Genomic DNA, 13,427 nt, shown 5'->3' with positions numbered 1-13,427 from the left:
AGGCCGCGCAACGCGACCGCTTATAACCGAACGTCGCGGTCATCATGGGATTTGTTTATTTAGCCGAATAAAGCCTTTTTGCTACCATCCGCCACACAGAGCGCCAGCGGACGCGGCCGGGCAAGAGGCAGGTAGACCTCCGGCCGCCAGCCCCTGCAAGCGACCATAACCAGGAATCCAGCCCGATGAGCCACCCCTTCGATGTAACCGAACTGGCCGCGACCTACGCGAACAAGTCGCCCCAGGACATTCTCAAGCTCGCCTTCGAGCACTTCGGCGATGAGCTGTGGATCTCCTTCAGCGGCGCCGAGGACGTCGTGCTGGTGGACATGGCCTGGAAACTCAACAAGCAGGTCAAGGTCTTCAGCCTCGACACCGGCCGCCTGCACCCGGAAACCTATCGCTTCATCGACCAGGTCCGCGAGCACTACGGCATCGCCATCGAGGTGCTATCCCCGGACGCCACGGCGCTCGAGGCGATGGTCAAGGAAAAAGGCCTGTTCAGCTTCTACAAGGACGGTCACGGCGAATGTTGCGGCATCCGCAAGATCGCCCCGCTGCGTCGCAAGCTGGCCACGGTCAAGGCCTGGGCCACCGGCCAGCGCCGCGACCAGAGTCCCGGCACCCGCAGCCAGGTGGCGGCGCTGGAGATCGACACGGCCTTCTCCACCCCCGAGCGGCCGTTATACAAGTTCAACCCGCTGGCGCAGATGAGCAGCGAGGAGGTCTGGGCCTATATCCGCATGCTCGAGCTGCCCTACAACAGCCTGCACGAGCGCGGTTTCATCAGCATCGGCTGCGAGCCCTGCACCCGGCCCGTGCTGCCCAACCAGCACGAGCGCGAAGGGCGCTGGTGGTGGGAGGAAGCCACGCAGAAGGAATGCGGGCTGCACGCCGGCAACCTGATTGCCAAGGACTAGCGGTGATCTCGGCAGGCTGAGGCGAAATGACCCAGGATGAAATAGCGCACTTCTGCCTGCATCTGCCCGGCGCCCGCGAAGACTTCAAGTGGGGCAGCAACCGGGTCTTTTCCGTGGCCGGCAACAAGATGTTCGCCATCCTCGATTTCCTCGGACAAGACCTGGCCTTCAAGGTCGACCGCGACCTGTTCCTCGGCTACGTCGACCGTCCGGGCATCCGACCGGCGCCCTACCTGGCGCGGGCGCACTGGGTCAGCATGAGCGGCATCCAGCCACCTCTGGCTGACGCCGAGCTGCGCCAACTGCTGATCCGCTCCCATCAACTGGTGGTGCGCCGGCTGTCCAAGCACCAGCAGGTCGGGCTGTTGCTCGATCACTGACAGGCGCGTCCAACAGGCTCACCCCTGCGCCGTACTCCAGTCGATCAGCCCTATCTGCCAGGTGGCCAGGATCAGCAGACCGAATACGATGCGGTACCAGGCAAAGGCCGCATAACTGTGGTTGCCGATAAAGCGCAGCAATGCTCGTACGGCAATCATGGCGAACACGAAGGACGTGACGAAGCCGATGGCGAAAACCGGCAGGTCGGCCGGCTGGAACAGGTCCCGGTACTTATAGCCGGAATACACCGCCGCCCCGACCATGGTCGGCATCGCCAGGAAGAAGGAGAACTCGGTCGCCGCCTTGCGCGAGAGGCCGAACAGCAGCCCCCCGATGATGGTGGCGCCGGAGCGCGAAGTCCCGGGGATCATCGCCAGGCACTGCGCGCAGCCAATCTTCAACGCCTGTTGCCAGCTCATGTCATCCACGCTCTCGGCACTGATCTGATGACTACGCTGCTCGGCCCAGAGCATGACCACACCCCCGGCCACCAGCGCGGCCGCCACTGTGACCGGGTTGAATAGAAACGCATGAATAAAATCCGCGAAGGTCACACCCAGCACCAGGGCAGGAAAGAACGCGATTAGCAAGTTGGCGGTAAACCGCTGGGCCTGGGGTTGTTTCGGCAGACCGAGCACGATCTCGAGAACCTTCTGCCGGTACTCCCAGACCACCGCGAGGATGGCGCCCAACTGGATGATGATGTTGAAGGCCATCGCCCGTTCACCGGAGAAGTCGATGAGATCCGCAACTATGATCTGATGCCCTGTGCTGGAAATAGGCAGAAACTCGGTAATGCCTTCGACAACGCCCAATATCAAAGCCTGTACGGCCAACCACAGATCCATCCGGTCTCCTAAGGCGCACGGCACTCACCGTGCGAAAATACTTGTCTATGCGGGGCTAACACCAAGGGACGAGTCTCGGACTCATGTCTCGCAGCAAGGTTCCTTCATGCGGGCATTCAGCCCAGAGGTGTTCGTAGACCGCGCGAGGGCCGAAATGCTACCAGAGAAACCCGCACGATCGACCTCTCTGCGCTAAGTCTTGCGCACCAGCGACCTCCGGCCCAGACCAGTACGACTTCTGCCAGATACCGACGGGAAAAGTGCAAAGAACGCCGCAACAGCTCCCGAGCCCAATACACCCCGAAAGCAAATAGGGGCGAGACGCAGGCAACAGCCCAGATCGTCGCCTTGAATGCTTCCCATACCAGGGCCACACTGCAACAATGTTGCGCGCCCGAAGCTGTTAATCGGAGTGTCGCCCAAGCGATTGACTTGAAGCATGACAATGCGCTGGCGGCTGGGCCACTCGCCAGAGTGCTCAACCAGCTTCATGTATGAGGCAAGAAGATGAGCAGCATGGAACATCAGGAAGTCGATCTCAACAGAGCGCAAAATCAGGACCTGATCTGGGACCTGGACAGCATTGCCCGCCGCGAGCTGGCCGAGCGCTTCATCAAGCTGTTCGAGAACCGCCTGTGCGTCTACTCCGAGTCGGTGCGCCAACTCTATACCAACTACGACCTGCACTTCCCCAGTGACCAGGGGCGCAAGATGGTGGTGCTCCCCAATCCCTACGCCTTCCATGACACCCTGCACGGCATCGAGGCACTGGCGGTGCGCAAGACCGGCCTCTGCGTGCTACCCGGTGCACTGCTAGGCAAGCCTGGTTTGCTGCTGGCGACCCAGATAACGGAGAGCGGTCCCGCACCCAAGACCATGCCCTTCAAACTGGCCTTGGCGCAGATCATCAGCAATCAGAAGAAAATCGGCGACCTGTTCCTTCCGATCATGATGAAGGGCGACTTGCGCGAATTCGATCAGCAGATGCCCTACATCCATCTGCACAGGTTGCAGGTACATCGCCTCAATCGCCTCTCGTCCTTCGAGCGCGAGGATATCCAGCAGACCATCACGCGCAAGCTGCTGATGCTTTATCGCCAAGCAGACACCCTCACCTACTAGCGCTCACCCACACCATCCAGGGCGTTCGGGGTATCGACTCACAGGCGTAACAGGCTGATCCAGGCGATCAGCAGACTGATCGTCACCACTATGGTCAACGGCCGCCGCAAGGCCGGATACCACTTCGGCGCAAGGCCCAGCTTGACCGCGCGCAAGTCAGCGAAATAGAGCAGCACGAAGGCCACCAGAAACACCGGCAAGGCGAAACCGAATGGCATGCCGCTGGCCACCGCAACCCATCCGAGCAGTGGCGGGATCACCGACAGGCCGAGCTGCAGCCTGGCACGCTCATCGTTCGCCTCGGCGCGCATCGCCAACCCCCAATGAATCGCCCCCATAAACGCCAGGATCACCGCCGCATAATCCAGCAGAGCCGACATGACATAGGGTCGCCAAGCAAACGGCGTGATCCAGATGCCCAGGGCTCCGCTGACGAAAGGAACCAGACCGGCATAGCCCAGGTGCATGGCCAGCTGCTGGGGATGCTTGGCTTCGAAGGGGTGCATCACGATCTCCTGTCAGATGTACTCTCAGGGTAGCCAGACAACGGCCGCGCCTGCAAACCGGTCGCGCCGCGATCATTGGGGCTGCCTGCGCACAATCGGCGAGAGCGCCCATTTCCGTCTAACGTCCCTTCTCCGGCAATGTTATTCCTGAAACATGCTCAGAGCCCGGCCAGTTCGCGCCCGCCCCCAGGAACAACGCAATGGCCGCTTGCCATTAGGCGGTGTGCTTGGCATAAAGTCGGATCTATATGCATGCTCGACAAGGAAGTGCCCGATGCGAATACTCCGTCGCGCCCTAGTTGCTCTTGTGCTGTTGCTAGGCCTCGGCCTCGGCATTGGCCTGTACTTCGTCGCCAATCCGAACCTGCCCGACTATCAGAAGCCGGTACGCCTGCACTACCTGGACCAATGGGACGAGGAACAACGGCAGACCTACTACTACACGCCCCAGGGCACTCGGGTTAAGGGACTGCGTTACGCATGGTTTAGCGCCCTCGAACTGCCCCTGAGCGCACGCAAGTTCGCCACCCCGGACTACTTGGCGCGCTTCGGCTTTCTGGTCGACCCTCGGCAAGTCGCAAGCGAACGCAACCCGGCCAATCTCCCCGTTGGTTTTGCCCGCCACGAAGACAGCACGACCGGAACCCAGTACCTGGACATCAGTTGCGCGGCCTGCCACACGGGCGAGTTACGTTACCGAGGCGAGGCAGTGCGCATCGACGGCGGTCCGGCCCTGCACTCGCTAGCCTCAACCGTACCCACATTGCGAGGCGGCGGCTTCGGCCAGGCCCTCGGCATGAGCATGGCGTTCACCTACTACAACCCTCTGAAATTCAGACGCTTTGCCCAGGAAGTGCTGGGCGAAGCCTATCCGGAAGGGCGCGACCAGTTGCGCCGTGACTTCAAGGAAGTGCTCGATCGCTTGCTCGACACCGCCTTCAACGACTGGCACCGCGGGCTCTACCCGACCGAGGAGGGCTTCGGCCGCACCGATGCCTTCGGCCGTATCGCCAACAGCGTATTCGGCGATGCCATAGACCCAGGCAACTATCGCGTCGCCAATGCCCCTGTCAGCTACCCGCACGTATGGGACATCTGGAAGTTCGACTGGGTGCAGTGGAACGGCTCGGCCATGCAACCGATGGCACGCAATATCGGCGAAGCCCTGGGCGTCGGCGCCACGCTGAACCTGATGGACAGCAACGGACAACCGGTCGCAGAGACCGAGCGCTATGCCTCCAGCGTACTCCTGCGGGATCTGCACACCCTCGAGGAAACGCTCCAGCAGCTTAAACCTCCGCCCTGGCCCGAAGCGGTATTCGGCCGGATAGATCGAGCACTCGCCAGCCAGGGCCGCGCCCTGTACCAGGAAAACTGCGCCTATTGCCATGCACCGGCGCCCAAGCCACGAGACAAACGCTTTGCCCCGGCGCGCGATCCCGAATGGCACATGCGCGTCGTCCCCACAGATATCATCGGCACCGACCCTACCGCAGCCGACAACATCGCCGATCACCGGTTCGACATCGGCCGACTGGGCTGGACCAAGGCCGAACTGAGCAAGCTGGACGTCCGACTGTTCGGCGCCACCCTGGATGAGGTGGACTTGCGTAGCATCTCCAGCGCCAAGGGCCTGGCCTACATCACCGCCTATGTCGAGAACCGCGCCTACCAAGACGCCGGCATACAGCCCAGGGAGCGCTGGCGCATGGACGGCTTCGGCCTGCCGATCGGCGTCCAGGAAAAGCGTGGCTATAAGGCCCGTCCCCTCGAGGGAATCTGGGCGACCCCCCCCTTCTTGCACAACGGTTCGGTACCCACTCTGTTTCAACTGCTTTCGCCCGTATCGGAACGTCAGGAGCAGTTCTGGGTCGGCAACTTCGAATTCGACCCGAAAAAAGTCGGTTTCTCCAGCCAGGCGTTTCCCGGTGGTTTCCTCTTCGACACCCGCATCACCGGCAACGGCAACCACGGACATGAGTTCCGCGACGGTTGCCGCCAGGGTGGAGTGATCGGTCGCGCCCTGCAGCCCGAGGAACGCCTGGCGCTGATCGAGTACCTCAAGGTCTTGGGCAATAGTGAGCTCGAGCAGCAGTTGCAACCGGTCAAGGCCAAGCCCTGGAGCCCTGGCCCCGAGTGCAGGACCTCAGAAACCTCGCTCGCAAGCGAAGGAGAGTCAGAAAAACTCTGAACTGGCGAGCAGACATAACGGCAACGGACAAGGGAAGGGATCCATGCTCAAAAGACTCTGGCTCTGGCTTGGTCGCCTGTTAGGTAGATTGCTGTTCTTGCTGGCGGCCCTCGGGCTGGGTGGCTGGGCCGTCGGCACGGCTTACTACAGCTGGAAACACTCCGGCCCGGTACCCAGCGAGGAGCAAATACCTCCCGGCGAGGCCGCCCTCACCCAGGCCATCATCGAAGATGCCGTTCGCATCGTCGAACAGCACCGTGATAACACCCGAGTCCTGCGAGACGCCCATGCCAAAGCCCATGGTTGCGTGAAGGCCGAAGTGACCGTCCGCGTCGACCTCGATACCGACCTCCAGCATGGCGTGCTGAGCGAGCCGGGAAAGACTTGGCAGGCCTGGATGCGTCTCTCCAATGGCAACGCCTACCCCCAGTTCGACCGAGTTCGCGATGCCCGCGGCATGGCCATCAAGCTTCTCGACGTACCCGGCGCCAAGTTAATGGGCAGTGCAGGCCATGAGAACGAACAAGACTTCGTGATGTTCAACCACCCGGTCTTTTTCGTTCGCGACGTGGCCGAGTACCGCAGCAACTTCGCCGCCCAGGCCGACGGCAAAAAAGCCCTGGCCTTCTTCCCCAGCTGGGACCCACGCAGCTGGGAAATACGCCACCTCATCATCGCGCTCAAGACCCTGGCACCAGCGCCTCAGAGCCCGGTCGCGACCACCTACAACTCCATCGCTCCGTTCAAGCTCGGCCCACACAACATCAAGTATCGGGTCATCCCCACTCCCGAGAACTGCCCGAAATACAGCCTGCCACAGCCAAACACCGACCTGCCCAACTTCCTACGCAGTGCCTTGTACCAACAACTCTCACTGGACCGTGTCCCTGCCTGTTTCGCCCTGCAGGTCCAACGGCAGGACCCCACCCACTACATGCCGATCGAAGACCCCAGCGTCGAGTGGGACGAAGCGGTGTCGCCCTTCGAAACCGTTGCCGACATCCATCTGCCTGCCCAGGACTTCGATAGCACGGAGCAAAACCTGTTTTGCGACAACCTCTCGTTCAATCCCTGGCATTCGCTGCCGGAGCATCGTCCGATCGGCGGACTCAACCGTTTGAGGGGGGCCGTGTATGAGGCGGTGAGCGTCTATCGCCACGAACGAAACGGCGCACCGACTCGCAAGTAGGCTGCATGCCTGAATCGCCCCAGGCCCGGCGCCGAGCGGTCTGCTCACCCTCTGGCAGCGAGGCGCCCAGATTGGCAGCCAGGGCATTGGGTAAAGCACGGGCCTAACTGGTAAGATCAGCCTTTATCAGAGCGGAGCTTTTCGCCGCGCCTTCTAGAGAGACATGTTGTAGTGGAACTGTTCAAAGAGTTTGTTTTCGAGGCCGCCCATCGCCTCCCCCACGTCCCCGCCGGGCACAAATGCGGACGGCTGCACGGCCACTCCTTCCGCGTCGCCGTCTATATCGAAGGCGAGGTCGATCCCTACACCGGCTGGATCCGTGACTTCGCCGAAATCAAGGAGATCTTCAAGCCGCTCTATGAGCAGCTGGATCACAACTACCTCAATGACATTCCCGGCTTGGAAAATCCCACCAGCGAAGTCATCGCCAAGTGGCTCTGGGAACAACTCAAACCTGTCCTGCCGGAACTGTCCCGCATTCGCATCCACGAGACCTGCACCAGCGGCTGCGAATACCGAGGCCACTGAACGCCAGTGTAGTGGTCAACCCATCCCGGACAGTGGGTTAAGTTTTTCTTCGGCCACCGCAGGTGGTAATCCGTCGTTGAACTGATGCGGCCTGATCCAGTTGTAACGGTGCATCAGGTAATGACTGATGTCCCGTTGAGCTTCCTGGGCGGTCAGGTATCCGGTCGTTGGAACCCATTCCGACCTCAGGCTTCGGAACAGGCGCTCCATCGGCGAGTTGTCCCAGCAATTACCCCGACGGCTCATGCTCTGCTGCATCCGGTAACGCCACAACCGTTGGCGGAACAGGCGGCTGGCGTACTGGCTGCCCTGATCCGAATGGAACATTACTTGTTGTGGCTTGCCGCGTTGCTCGTAAACCATGTCCAGGGACTTGATTACCAACTCGGCATCCGGTTTGGCCGAGAACGCCCAGCCAACTACCCGACGGGTATGTAGATCCAGCACTGCGGCCAGGTAATGCCAGCGACCTTGCGCCCAGACATAGGTGATGTCGCCACACCAGCCTGATTGGGAGTTTCGGTCGTGAACTCGCGATTCAGCCGATTCGGAATATCTGGTCGTTCAACAGTGGCCTGCTTGTAGGCGTGCGAGCCCGGCTGCTTGCTGACCAGGCCCAGCTCACGCATCAGCCGGCGTACACGAAAACGGCCAATCGCCACGCCATCCTCGCGCAGCATGCCCAAGATGCCCCGGCTTCCGGCCGAGCCTCGACTCTGACTGAACAACTGGTTGACCTGGCTGCGTAGCGCCACGCGGCGAGCATCGACACGGTGACGTCGAAGGCGATGGGCGCAGTAGCAAGAGCGCGCCACATCGAAAGCTGAGCAGACCACTTCTACTGGCTCCTGCTCACTCAACTGGTCTATCAGCACATACGATCGAGTTCGTCTGACATCAAGAGAGCGGTAGCCTTTTTTAGTATCGCTTTCTCCCGCTCCAGCCGGTTGATCCGGGCTTCCAGCTCTTGGATCTTCTGCTGCTCGGGCGTCAGCGCCTTGCTCTTCGAGGTGCCCCCCCCCTGGCGCTCATCCTGGAGCTGTTTCACCCAGCGGCGCAATGCCGAGTCCACGACGCCCAGCGAACGGCAGGCCTCAATATGGCTGTAGCCTTGATCCAGTACCAAGGCCGCTGCCTCGCGCTTGAACTCGGCGGAAAACGTACGTCGTTGCTTGCTCATCAGACACCTCTCTCACGGCGAGGATTTTCGCCTAAATCGGTGTCCGGGATCAGTAGACCACTACATACACAACACCAATCTAGGGGTGCAGGTAGAGTCTCTGCGAGAAAAACCGCACGAGACATCCAGGAAAATCAGTCAATCGCCTGAAAACGATATGATAACAACTCAACAAGAGCCCTCCCCCACCGAACAACAACTCCAAACCCTTTCAACAATTAATCCGATTGGCAGCACCACCTCTTCCATGCCTGCCACACCACTGACAGGCAGCAATGAGCACGCTTCAGTTCAAATCGATATTGATGCCCCGCCTTCCAGCACGCCGAGCGAAGAAGTGACCACGAGCAAGGAGAAGCACAACGACTCGCCGGTAATACAAGGGATCTCGCCGGACGAAAGCTCGCTCAAAGCAAGCAGCATTACCAGCTCCGAACCAGTCAGTGCTATGACGCCCCCTCAAGATGGAAGGGGCATTGCACCGACATACCAGGAGCCATCAGCCAGAGTTAGAAACGCCACAGATGCTAGTGTGCAAGGCGCGAGCACACAGGCGCCCCCGCCAGTGGACATAAGCAATCTAGTCGAGGCCAACGCCACGCCGGTAGAGATAGCAATAGCGCCACCAATCGCCGAGAGCATGAAATGCCCACACCCTCAAACTGTGGCTCCCGCGGTATTGGACGAAGAGAAGGCCGCAGAAGACCTCATCCCAGTGAAGGCTAAGGAGTCTGGAAACGAGCCCATATCCGCCACAATGATAGCGTCCGAACAACTCCTGACAGTCCAGCAGACATCAGCAGCCAACCCTGAGCGCCACTGGCGGCTGGAAACTATCGATACCACCACGCAGTCAGGGGAGAAAGAACAACCTATCGACAACCGGCCACAGTGGAAAATAAACCGGGACAATATCGTGCCCGTGCCCCCAAACAACCGAAAACGATGAGGCAATCGCATCCAACTACCCCTAACTGCGGACAGACAGACCTGCGCCTTAGGACGCGTACTGGCTGACCTGGCCGATGTGTACTCGCCGCTGCCGCGCAGCCAAGAAGATTGTGCGGCTACTTCAGTCCTTCGGACAACCGCGGCGCGCTGAGCCATTTCGCACTCTGCTCATAGGTCAAACTCTTAGCCTGCGCTGAACACTATGCTGCCCTCCATCACCGCACCATGCACCCTCCTCAGCGCCCGGTACGGCTCAATTGGCACGGCAGCCCCTGGCACACCTACAATAGTCTCAATGTTCCAGCTGAGAATTTCTTGGTGGGGCAAAAAGTGGGGCAAAAATCTGAAGCAGCCAAAATCTTTCAGGCATAAAAAAATCCAGTCACCACTAAGTGACTGGATTTTCTAGGTTTTTTGGTCGGGACGGAGTGATTCGAACACTCGACCCCTTGCACCCCATGCAAGTGCGCTACCGGACTGCGCTACGCCCCGACTGATGTGACACCGTTTCCGACATCGCTGAAACTTTGAGCACTATACTATAAGCTTCTGAAATATGGAAACTTTTTCATTCGAAAGCTTACTTCCTGAGCACCACCAGCACATCTTCCAGCTCGGCAATCATCTGTTTGATCAGCTGCCTGTACTGCGTGGTGTCCTCCCTCGCCTCGTCCCCGGACAGACGCTGCCGCGCCCCTCCGATGGTGAATCCCTGGTCATACAACAACGCACGGATCTGACGAATCATCAGCACATCCTGTCGCTGATAATATCGCCGGTTTCCACGGCGCTTGACCGGGCTAAGCTGAGGAAACTCCTGCTCCCAATAACGCAGGACGTGCGGCTTGACCGCGCAGAGCTCGCTAACCTCGCCAATCGTGAAATACCGCTTGCCGGGTATGGCGGGTAACTCGTCGTTATGACTTGGTTCCAGCATAAGCCTCAACCCTGGCTTTAAGTTTCTGGCCTGGGCGGAAAGTCACCACACGGCGGGCCGTGATCGGAATCTCCTCCCCTGTTTTTGGATTACGACCGGGGCGCTGACGCTTATCGCGCAGATCGAAGTTGCCGAACCCCGAGAGCTTGACCTGCTCGTTGAGTTCCAGCGCTTGGCGGATCTCTTCGAAGAACAGTTCGACCAACTCCTTGGCTTCCCGTTTATTCAGGCCTAGCTCTTCATAAAGACGTTCCGCCATTTCAGCTTTCGTCAGAGCCCCCATACGCTACTTCCTTAACGTGGCGTTGAACCTTTGTTCCAGGGAGGTGAGGATATTCTCCGTTGCCATACCCACCTCGTCATCATTAAGAGTGCGCGATGGATGCTGCCAGGTCAAGCCGACGGCGAGGCTTTTTCTATGTGGATCAATGCCTTTACCGTGATACACGTCAAATAGCCTGAGGTCGGTCAGCCATTCGCCCGCGGAGGTGCGAATGCACTCCAGCAATGCCGCGGCCGGCACCTCACGGTCGACCAGTAGAGCCAGGTCGCGACGCACCTCAGGGAAACGCGACAGCTCACGGAACGCCGGCAGACGCCCTTCGGCCAACTCGCTCAACAAGAGTTCGAACAGATAGACCGGCTGATCGAGGCCCAGCGTCTTGGCCAACTCGGGATGAATCGCGCCGAGGAAGCCGACCAAACGCCCTTCTCGCTCGATACGCGCGGTTTGCCCCGGGTGCAAGGCCGGATGCTCGCCAACCACGAAGCTGAAGCCGTCAGCCGCGCCCGCACTGGCCAACAGCGCCTCGACATCGGCCTTGACATCATAGAAGTCGACGCCGTCGCGACCATGCGCCCAGCCTTCCGGCATGCGGCTGCCCGCGACCACCCCGGCCAGCATGGCTTCCTGCTTCAAGCCTTCCAACTGACCAACGAAACGCAGACCACTCTCGAACAGGCGCACGCGCGACTGCTGGCGATTGAGGTTGTGCTCCAGTGCCTTGACCAGGCCCGGCCACAGCGAGGAGCGCATAGCTGCCATGTCGGCGGAAATCGGGTTGGCCAGCATCAGGGGCTCGACGCCAGGACTGAACAACTCGAACAGCTTGGGGTCGATGAAGCTGTAGGTGATGGCTTCCTGGTAGCCGCGGGCGACCAGCAGACGACGCAAAGCGGGCAACTCGACCGCGGCCTCAGCCTTCGGTTGAGGCGCCAATCGTGCCTGGGGATAGCGCACTGGCAAGCGATTGTAACCGTACAGGCGTCCCAGCTCTTCGATCAGGTCGACCTCCAGACTGAGATCGAATCGATGGCTAGGCACCTCGACCTGCCACTGCCCTGCACCACTGGTGCTGACACCCAGCCCCAGAGCCACCAGCAGGCGTTCGATTTCCGCTTCATCCATCTTCAGGCCGAGCATCTGTTCGACACGCTCGGCCCGCAGGGTGATAGGCGCCACGCTCGGCAATTGAGTCGGGGCCACCTGCTCGATGATCGGTCCCGCTTCGCCACCGACGATTTCCAGCAACAACGCCGTCACACGCTCCATTGCATCGCGCGCCAACTGCCAGTCCACGCCCCGCTCGAAGCGGTGCGAGGAGTCGGTGTGCAGGCCATAGGAGCGCGCCTTGCCGGCAATCGCGATGGTGTCGAAGAAGGCACTTTCGAGGAACAGATCACGGGTCCGCTCGCCCACACCGCTGTGCTCGCCACCCATCACGCCGGCAATCGCCAGAGCGCGCTGATGGTCGGCAATGACCAGGGTATCGGCACGCAGATTGACCTCCTGGCCATCGAGAAGCACCAGCTTCTCGCCCTCCTCGGCCATGCGCACACGAATGCCGCCGTTGATCTCCGCCAGGTCGAAGGCATGCATCGGCTGGCCGAGTTCGAGCATCACGTAGTTGGTGACATCGACGGCCGCATCGATGCTGCGCACGTCGGCACGGCGCAGACGCTCGACCATCCACAGCGGCGTCGGCCGGGACAGGTCGACATTGCGCACCACGCGCCCCAGGTAGCGCGGACAGGCATGCGCGGCGAGAACCTCGACCGGACGCACCTCGTCATGGGCGGCGGGCACGATTGCGATCGTCGGACGGGTGACCGGCGCGCCGTACAGGGCGCTGACTTCGCGAGCCAGACCGGCCAGTGACAGGCAGTCGCCGCGGTTCGGGGTCAGGTCGACCTCGATGCTGGCATCGTCCAGCGACAGATAGGCGCGGATATCCTGCCCCACGGGCGCTTCGACCGGCAGCTCCATCAGACCGTCGTTGTCTTCGCTGATCTGCAGCTCGGAGGCCGAGCAGAGCATGCCATTGGACTCGACGCCGCGCAGCTTGGCCTTCTTGATCTTGAAGTCGCCCGGCAGCTCGGCACCGATCATGGCGAAGGGGATCTTCAGGCCCGGGCGCACGTTCGGCGCGCCGCACACCACCTGAAAGGTCTCCGCGCCATTGCTGACCTGACACACGCGCAGCTTGTCGGCATCCGGATGCTGCTCGGTGCTCAGCACCTCGCCCACCACGATGCCACTGAATACTCCGGCCGCCGGGGTGACGCTGTCGACCTCCAGGCCTGCCATGGAAAGGCGCGCCACCAGTTCATCGCGGGAAACCTGCGGGTTCACCCAGGTGCGCAGCCATTGTTCGCTGAATTTCATCCTGCTCTC

The 13,427-nt window shown here is 60.7% G+C and carries 12 protein-coding genes, 1 tRNA gene and 1 pseudogene; 7 read left to right on the top strand and 7 right to left on the bottom strand.

Going from position 1 to position 13,427, the window contains the following annotated elements; genetic code table 11:
- Nucleotides 1-185: 185 nt before the first annotated feature.
- Together ACSX1C_RS04535 and ACSX1C_RS04530 are read left to right on the top strand one after the other, a co-directional pair.
- Nucleotides 186-920 (top strand): phosphoadenylyl-sulfate reductase, encoded by a 735-nt coding sequence (locus ACSX1C_RS04535; protein WP_318641730.1) that lies wholly within the window; start codon nt 186-188, stop codon nt 918-920.
- A 26-nt stretch (nt 921-946) separates the two neighbouring features.
- The gene (locus ACSX1C_RS04530; RefSeq protein WP_439888427.1) at nt 947-1,300 is read left to right on the top strand and encodes an MmcQ/YjbR family DNA-binding protein; all 354 of its coding nucleotides are present in this window, start codon (nt 947-949) and stop codon (nt 1,298-1,300) included.
- Between the two features lie 18 nt (nt 1,301-1,318).
- Here the strand turns inward: ACSX1C_RS04530 and ACSX1C_RS04525 are convergent, their stop codons facing one another.
- Nucleotides 1,319-2,149 carry an undecaprenyl-diphosphate phosphatase gene (locus ACSX1C_RS04525; RefSeq protein ID WP_439888426.1) on the bottom strand — a complete coding sequence of 277 codons (831 nt, stop codon included), beginning with the start codon at nt 2,147-2,149 and terminating at the stop codon, nt 1,319-1,321.
- Nucleotides 2,150-2,656: 507 nt separating this feature from the next.
- Here ACSX1C_RS04525 and ACSX1C_RS04520 point away from each other — a divergent pair.
- On the top strand, nt 2,657-3,271 hold the full coding sequence (locus ACSX1C_RS04520; RefSeq protein ID WP_439888425.1) for a hypothetical protein: 615 nt from the start codon (nt 2,657-2,659) through the stop codon (nt 3,269-3,271).
- Nucleotides 3,272-3,309: 38 nt separating this feature from the next.
- Here the strand turns inward: ACSX1C_RS04520 and ACSX1C_RS04515 are convergent, their stop codons facing one another.
- On the bottom strand, nt 3,310-3,777 hold the full coding sequence (locus ACSX1C_RS04515; protein WP_318641740.1) for a DUF3429 domain-containing protein: 468 nt from the start codon (nt 3,775-3,777) through the stop codon (nt 3,310-3,312).
- A 274-nt stretch (nt 3,778-4,051) separates the two neighbouring features.
- Between ACSX1C_RS04515 and ACSX1C_RS04510 the strand changes: the two genes are divergently transcribed.
- From ACSX1C_RS04510 to queD, 3 genes are all read left to right on the top strand, one after another.
- The gene (locus ACSX1C_RS04510; protein ID WP_439888424.1) at nt 4,052-5,968 is read left to right on the top strand and encodes a di-heme-cytochrome C peroxidase; all 1,917 of its coding nucleotides are present in this window, start codon (nt 4,052-4,054) and stop codon (nt 5,966-5,968) included.
- A gap of 43 nt (nt 5,969-6,011) precedes the next feature.
- Nucleotides 6,012-7,157 carry a catalase family protein gene (locus ACSX1C_RS04505; RefSeq protein WP_439888423.1) on the top strand — a complete coding sequence of 382 codons (1,146 nt, stop codon included), beginning with the start codon at nt 6,012-6,014 and terminating at the stop codon, nt 7,155-7,157.
- Between the two features lie 171 nt (nt 7,158-7,328).
- Nucleotides 7,329-7,685, top strand: a complete 357-nt coding sequence (queD, locus tag ACSX1C_RS04500; RefSeq protein ID WP_439888422.1) for a 6-carboxytetrahydropterin synthase QueD — start codon at nt 7,329-7,331, stop codon at nt 7,683-7,685.
- Nucleotides 7,686-7,700: 15 nt separating this feature from the next.
- Here the strand turns inward: queD and ACSX1C_RS04495 are convergent.
- A pseudogene (locus ACSX1C_RS04495) lies at nt 7,701-8,865 on the bottom strand (IS3 family transposase).
- On the opposite strand from ACSX1C_RS04495, the gene ACSX1C_RS04490 reads away from it, so the two are divergent.
- Entirely contained in the window at nt 8,858-9,814 is a 957-nt protein-coding gene (locus tag ACSX1C_RS04490) for a hypothetical protein (protein ID WP_439888421.1), read from the top strand. The pseudogene ACSX1C_RS04495 and the gene ACSX1C_RS04490 overlap by 8 nt on opposite strands.
- A gap of 417 nt (nt 9,815-10,231) precedes the next feature.
- Here ACSX1C_RS04490 and ACSX1C_RS04485 read toward each other — a convergent pair.
- The 4 genes from ACSX1C_RS04485 to pheT form a co-directional block, all read right to left on the bottom strand.
- Nucleotides 10,232-10,308 (bottom strand) — tRNA-Pro (locus ACSX1C_RS04485).
- A gap of 88 nt (nt 10,309-10,396) precedes the next feature.
- Nucleotides 10,397-10,753 carry a MerR family transcriptional regulator gene (locus ACSX1C_RS04480; protein WP_439888420.1) on the bottom strand — a complete coding sequence of 119 codons (357 nt, stop codon included), beginning with the start codon at nt 10,751-10,753 and terminating at the stop codon, nt 10,397-10,399.
- The gene (gene ihfA / locus ACSX1C_RS04475; RefSeq protein ID WP_003243414.1) at nt 10,734-11,036 is read right to left on the bottom strand and encodes an integration host factor subunit alpha; all 303 of its coding nucleotides are present in this window, start codon (nt 11,034-11,036) and stop codon (nt 10,734-10,736) included. Before ihfA ends, ACSX1C_RS04480 begins: the two co-directional genes overlap by 20 nt.
- Nucleotides 11,037-11,039: 3 nt before the next feature.
- Nucleotides 11,040-13,418, bottom strand: coding sequence for a phenylalanine--tRNA ligase subunit beta (pheT, locus tag ACSX1C_RS04470; RefSeq protein ID WP_439888419.1), 2,379 nt, complete (start codon nt 13,416-13,418; stop codon nt 11,040-11,042).
- Nucleotides 13,419-13,427: the final 9 nt, after the last annotated feature.

Origin of the sequence: Pseudomonas sp. MBLB4123, assembly GCF_051904775.1 — a bacterium.
Lineage (GTDB): Bacteria > Pseudomonadota > Gammaproteobacteria > Pseudomonadales > Pseudomonadaceae > Aquipseudomonas > Aquipseudomonas benzenivorans_B.
This window is presented reverse-complemented; position numbering and strand designations above follow the sequence as displayed.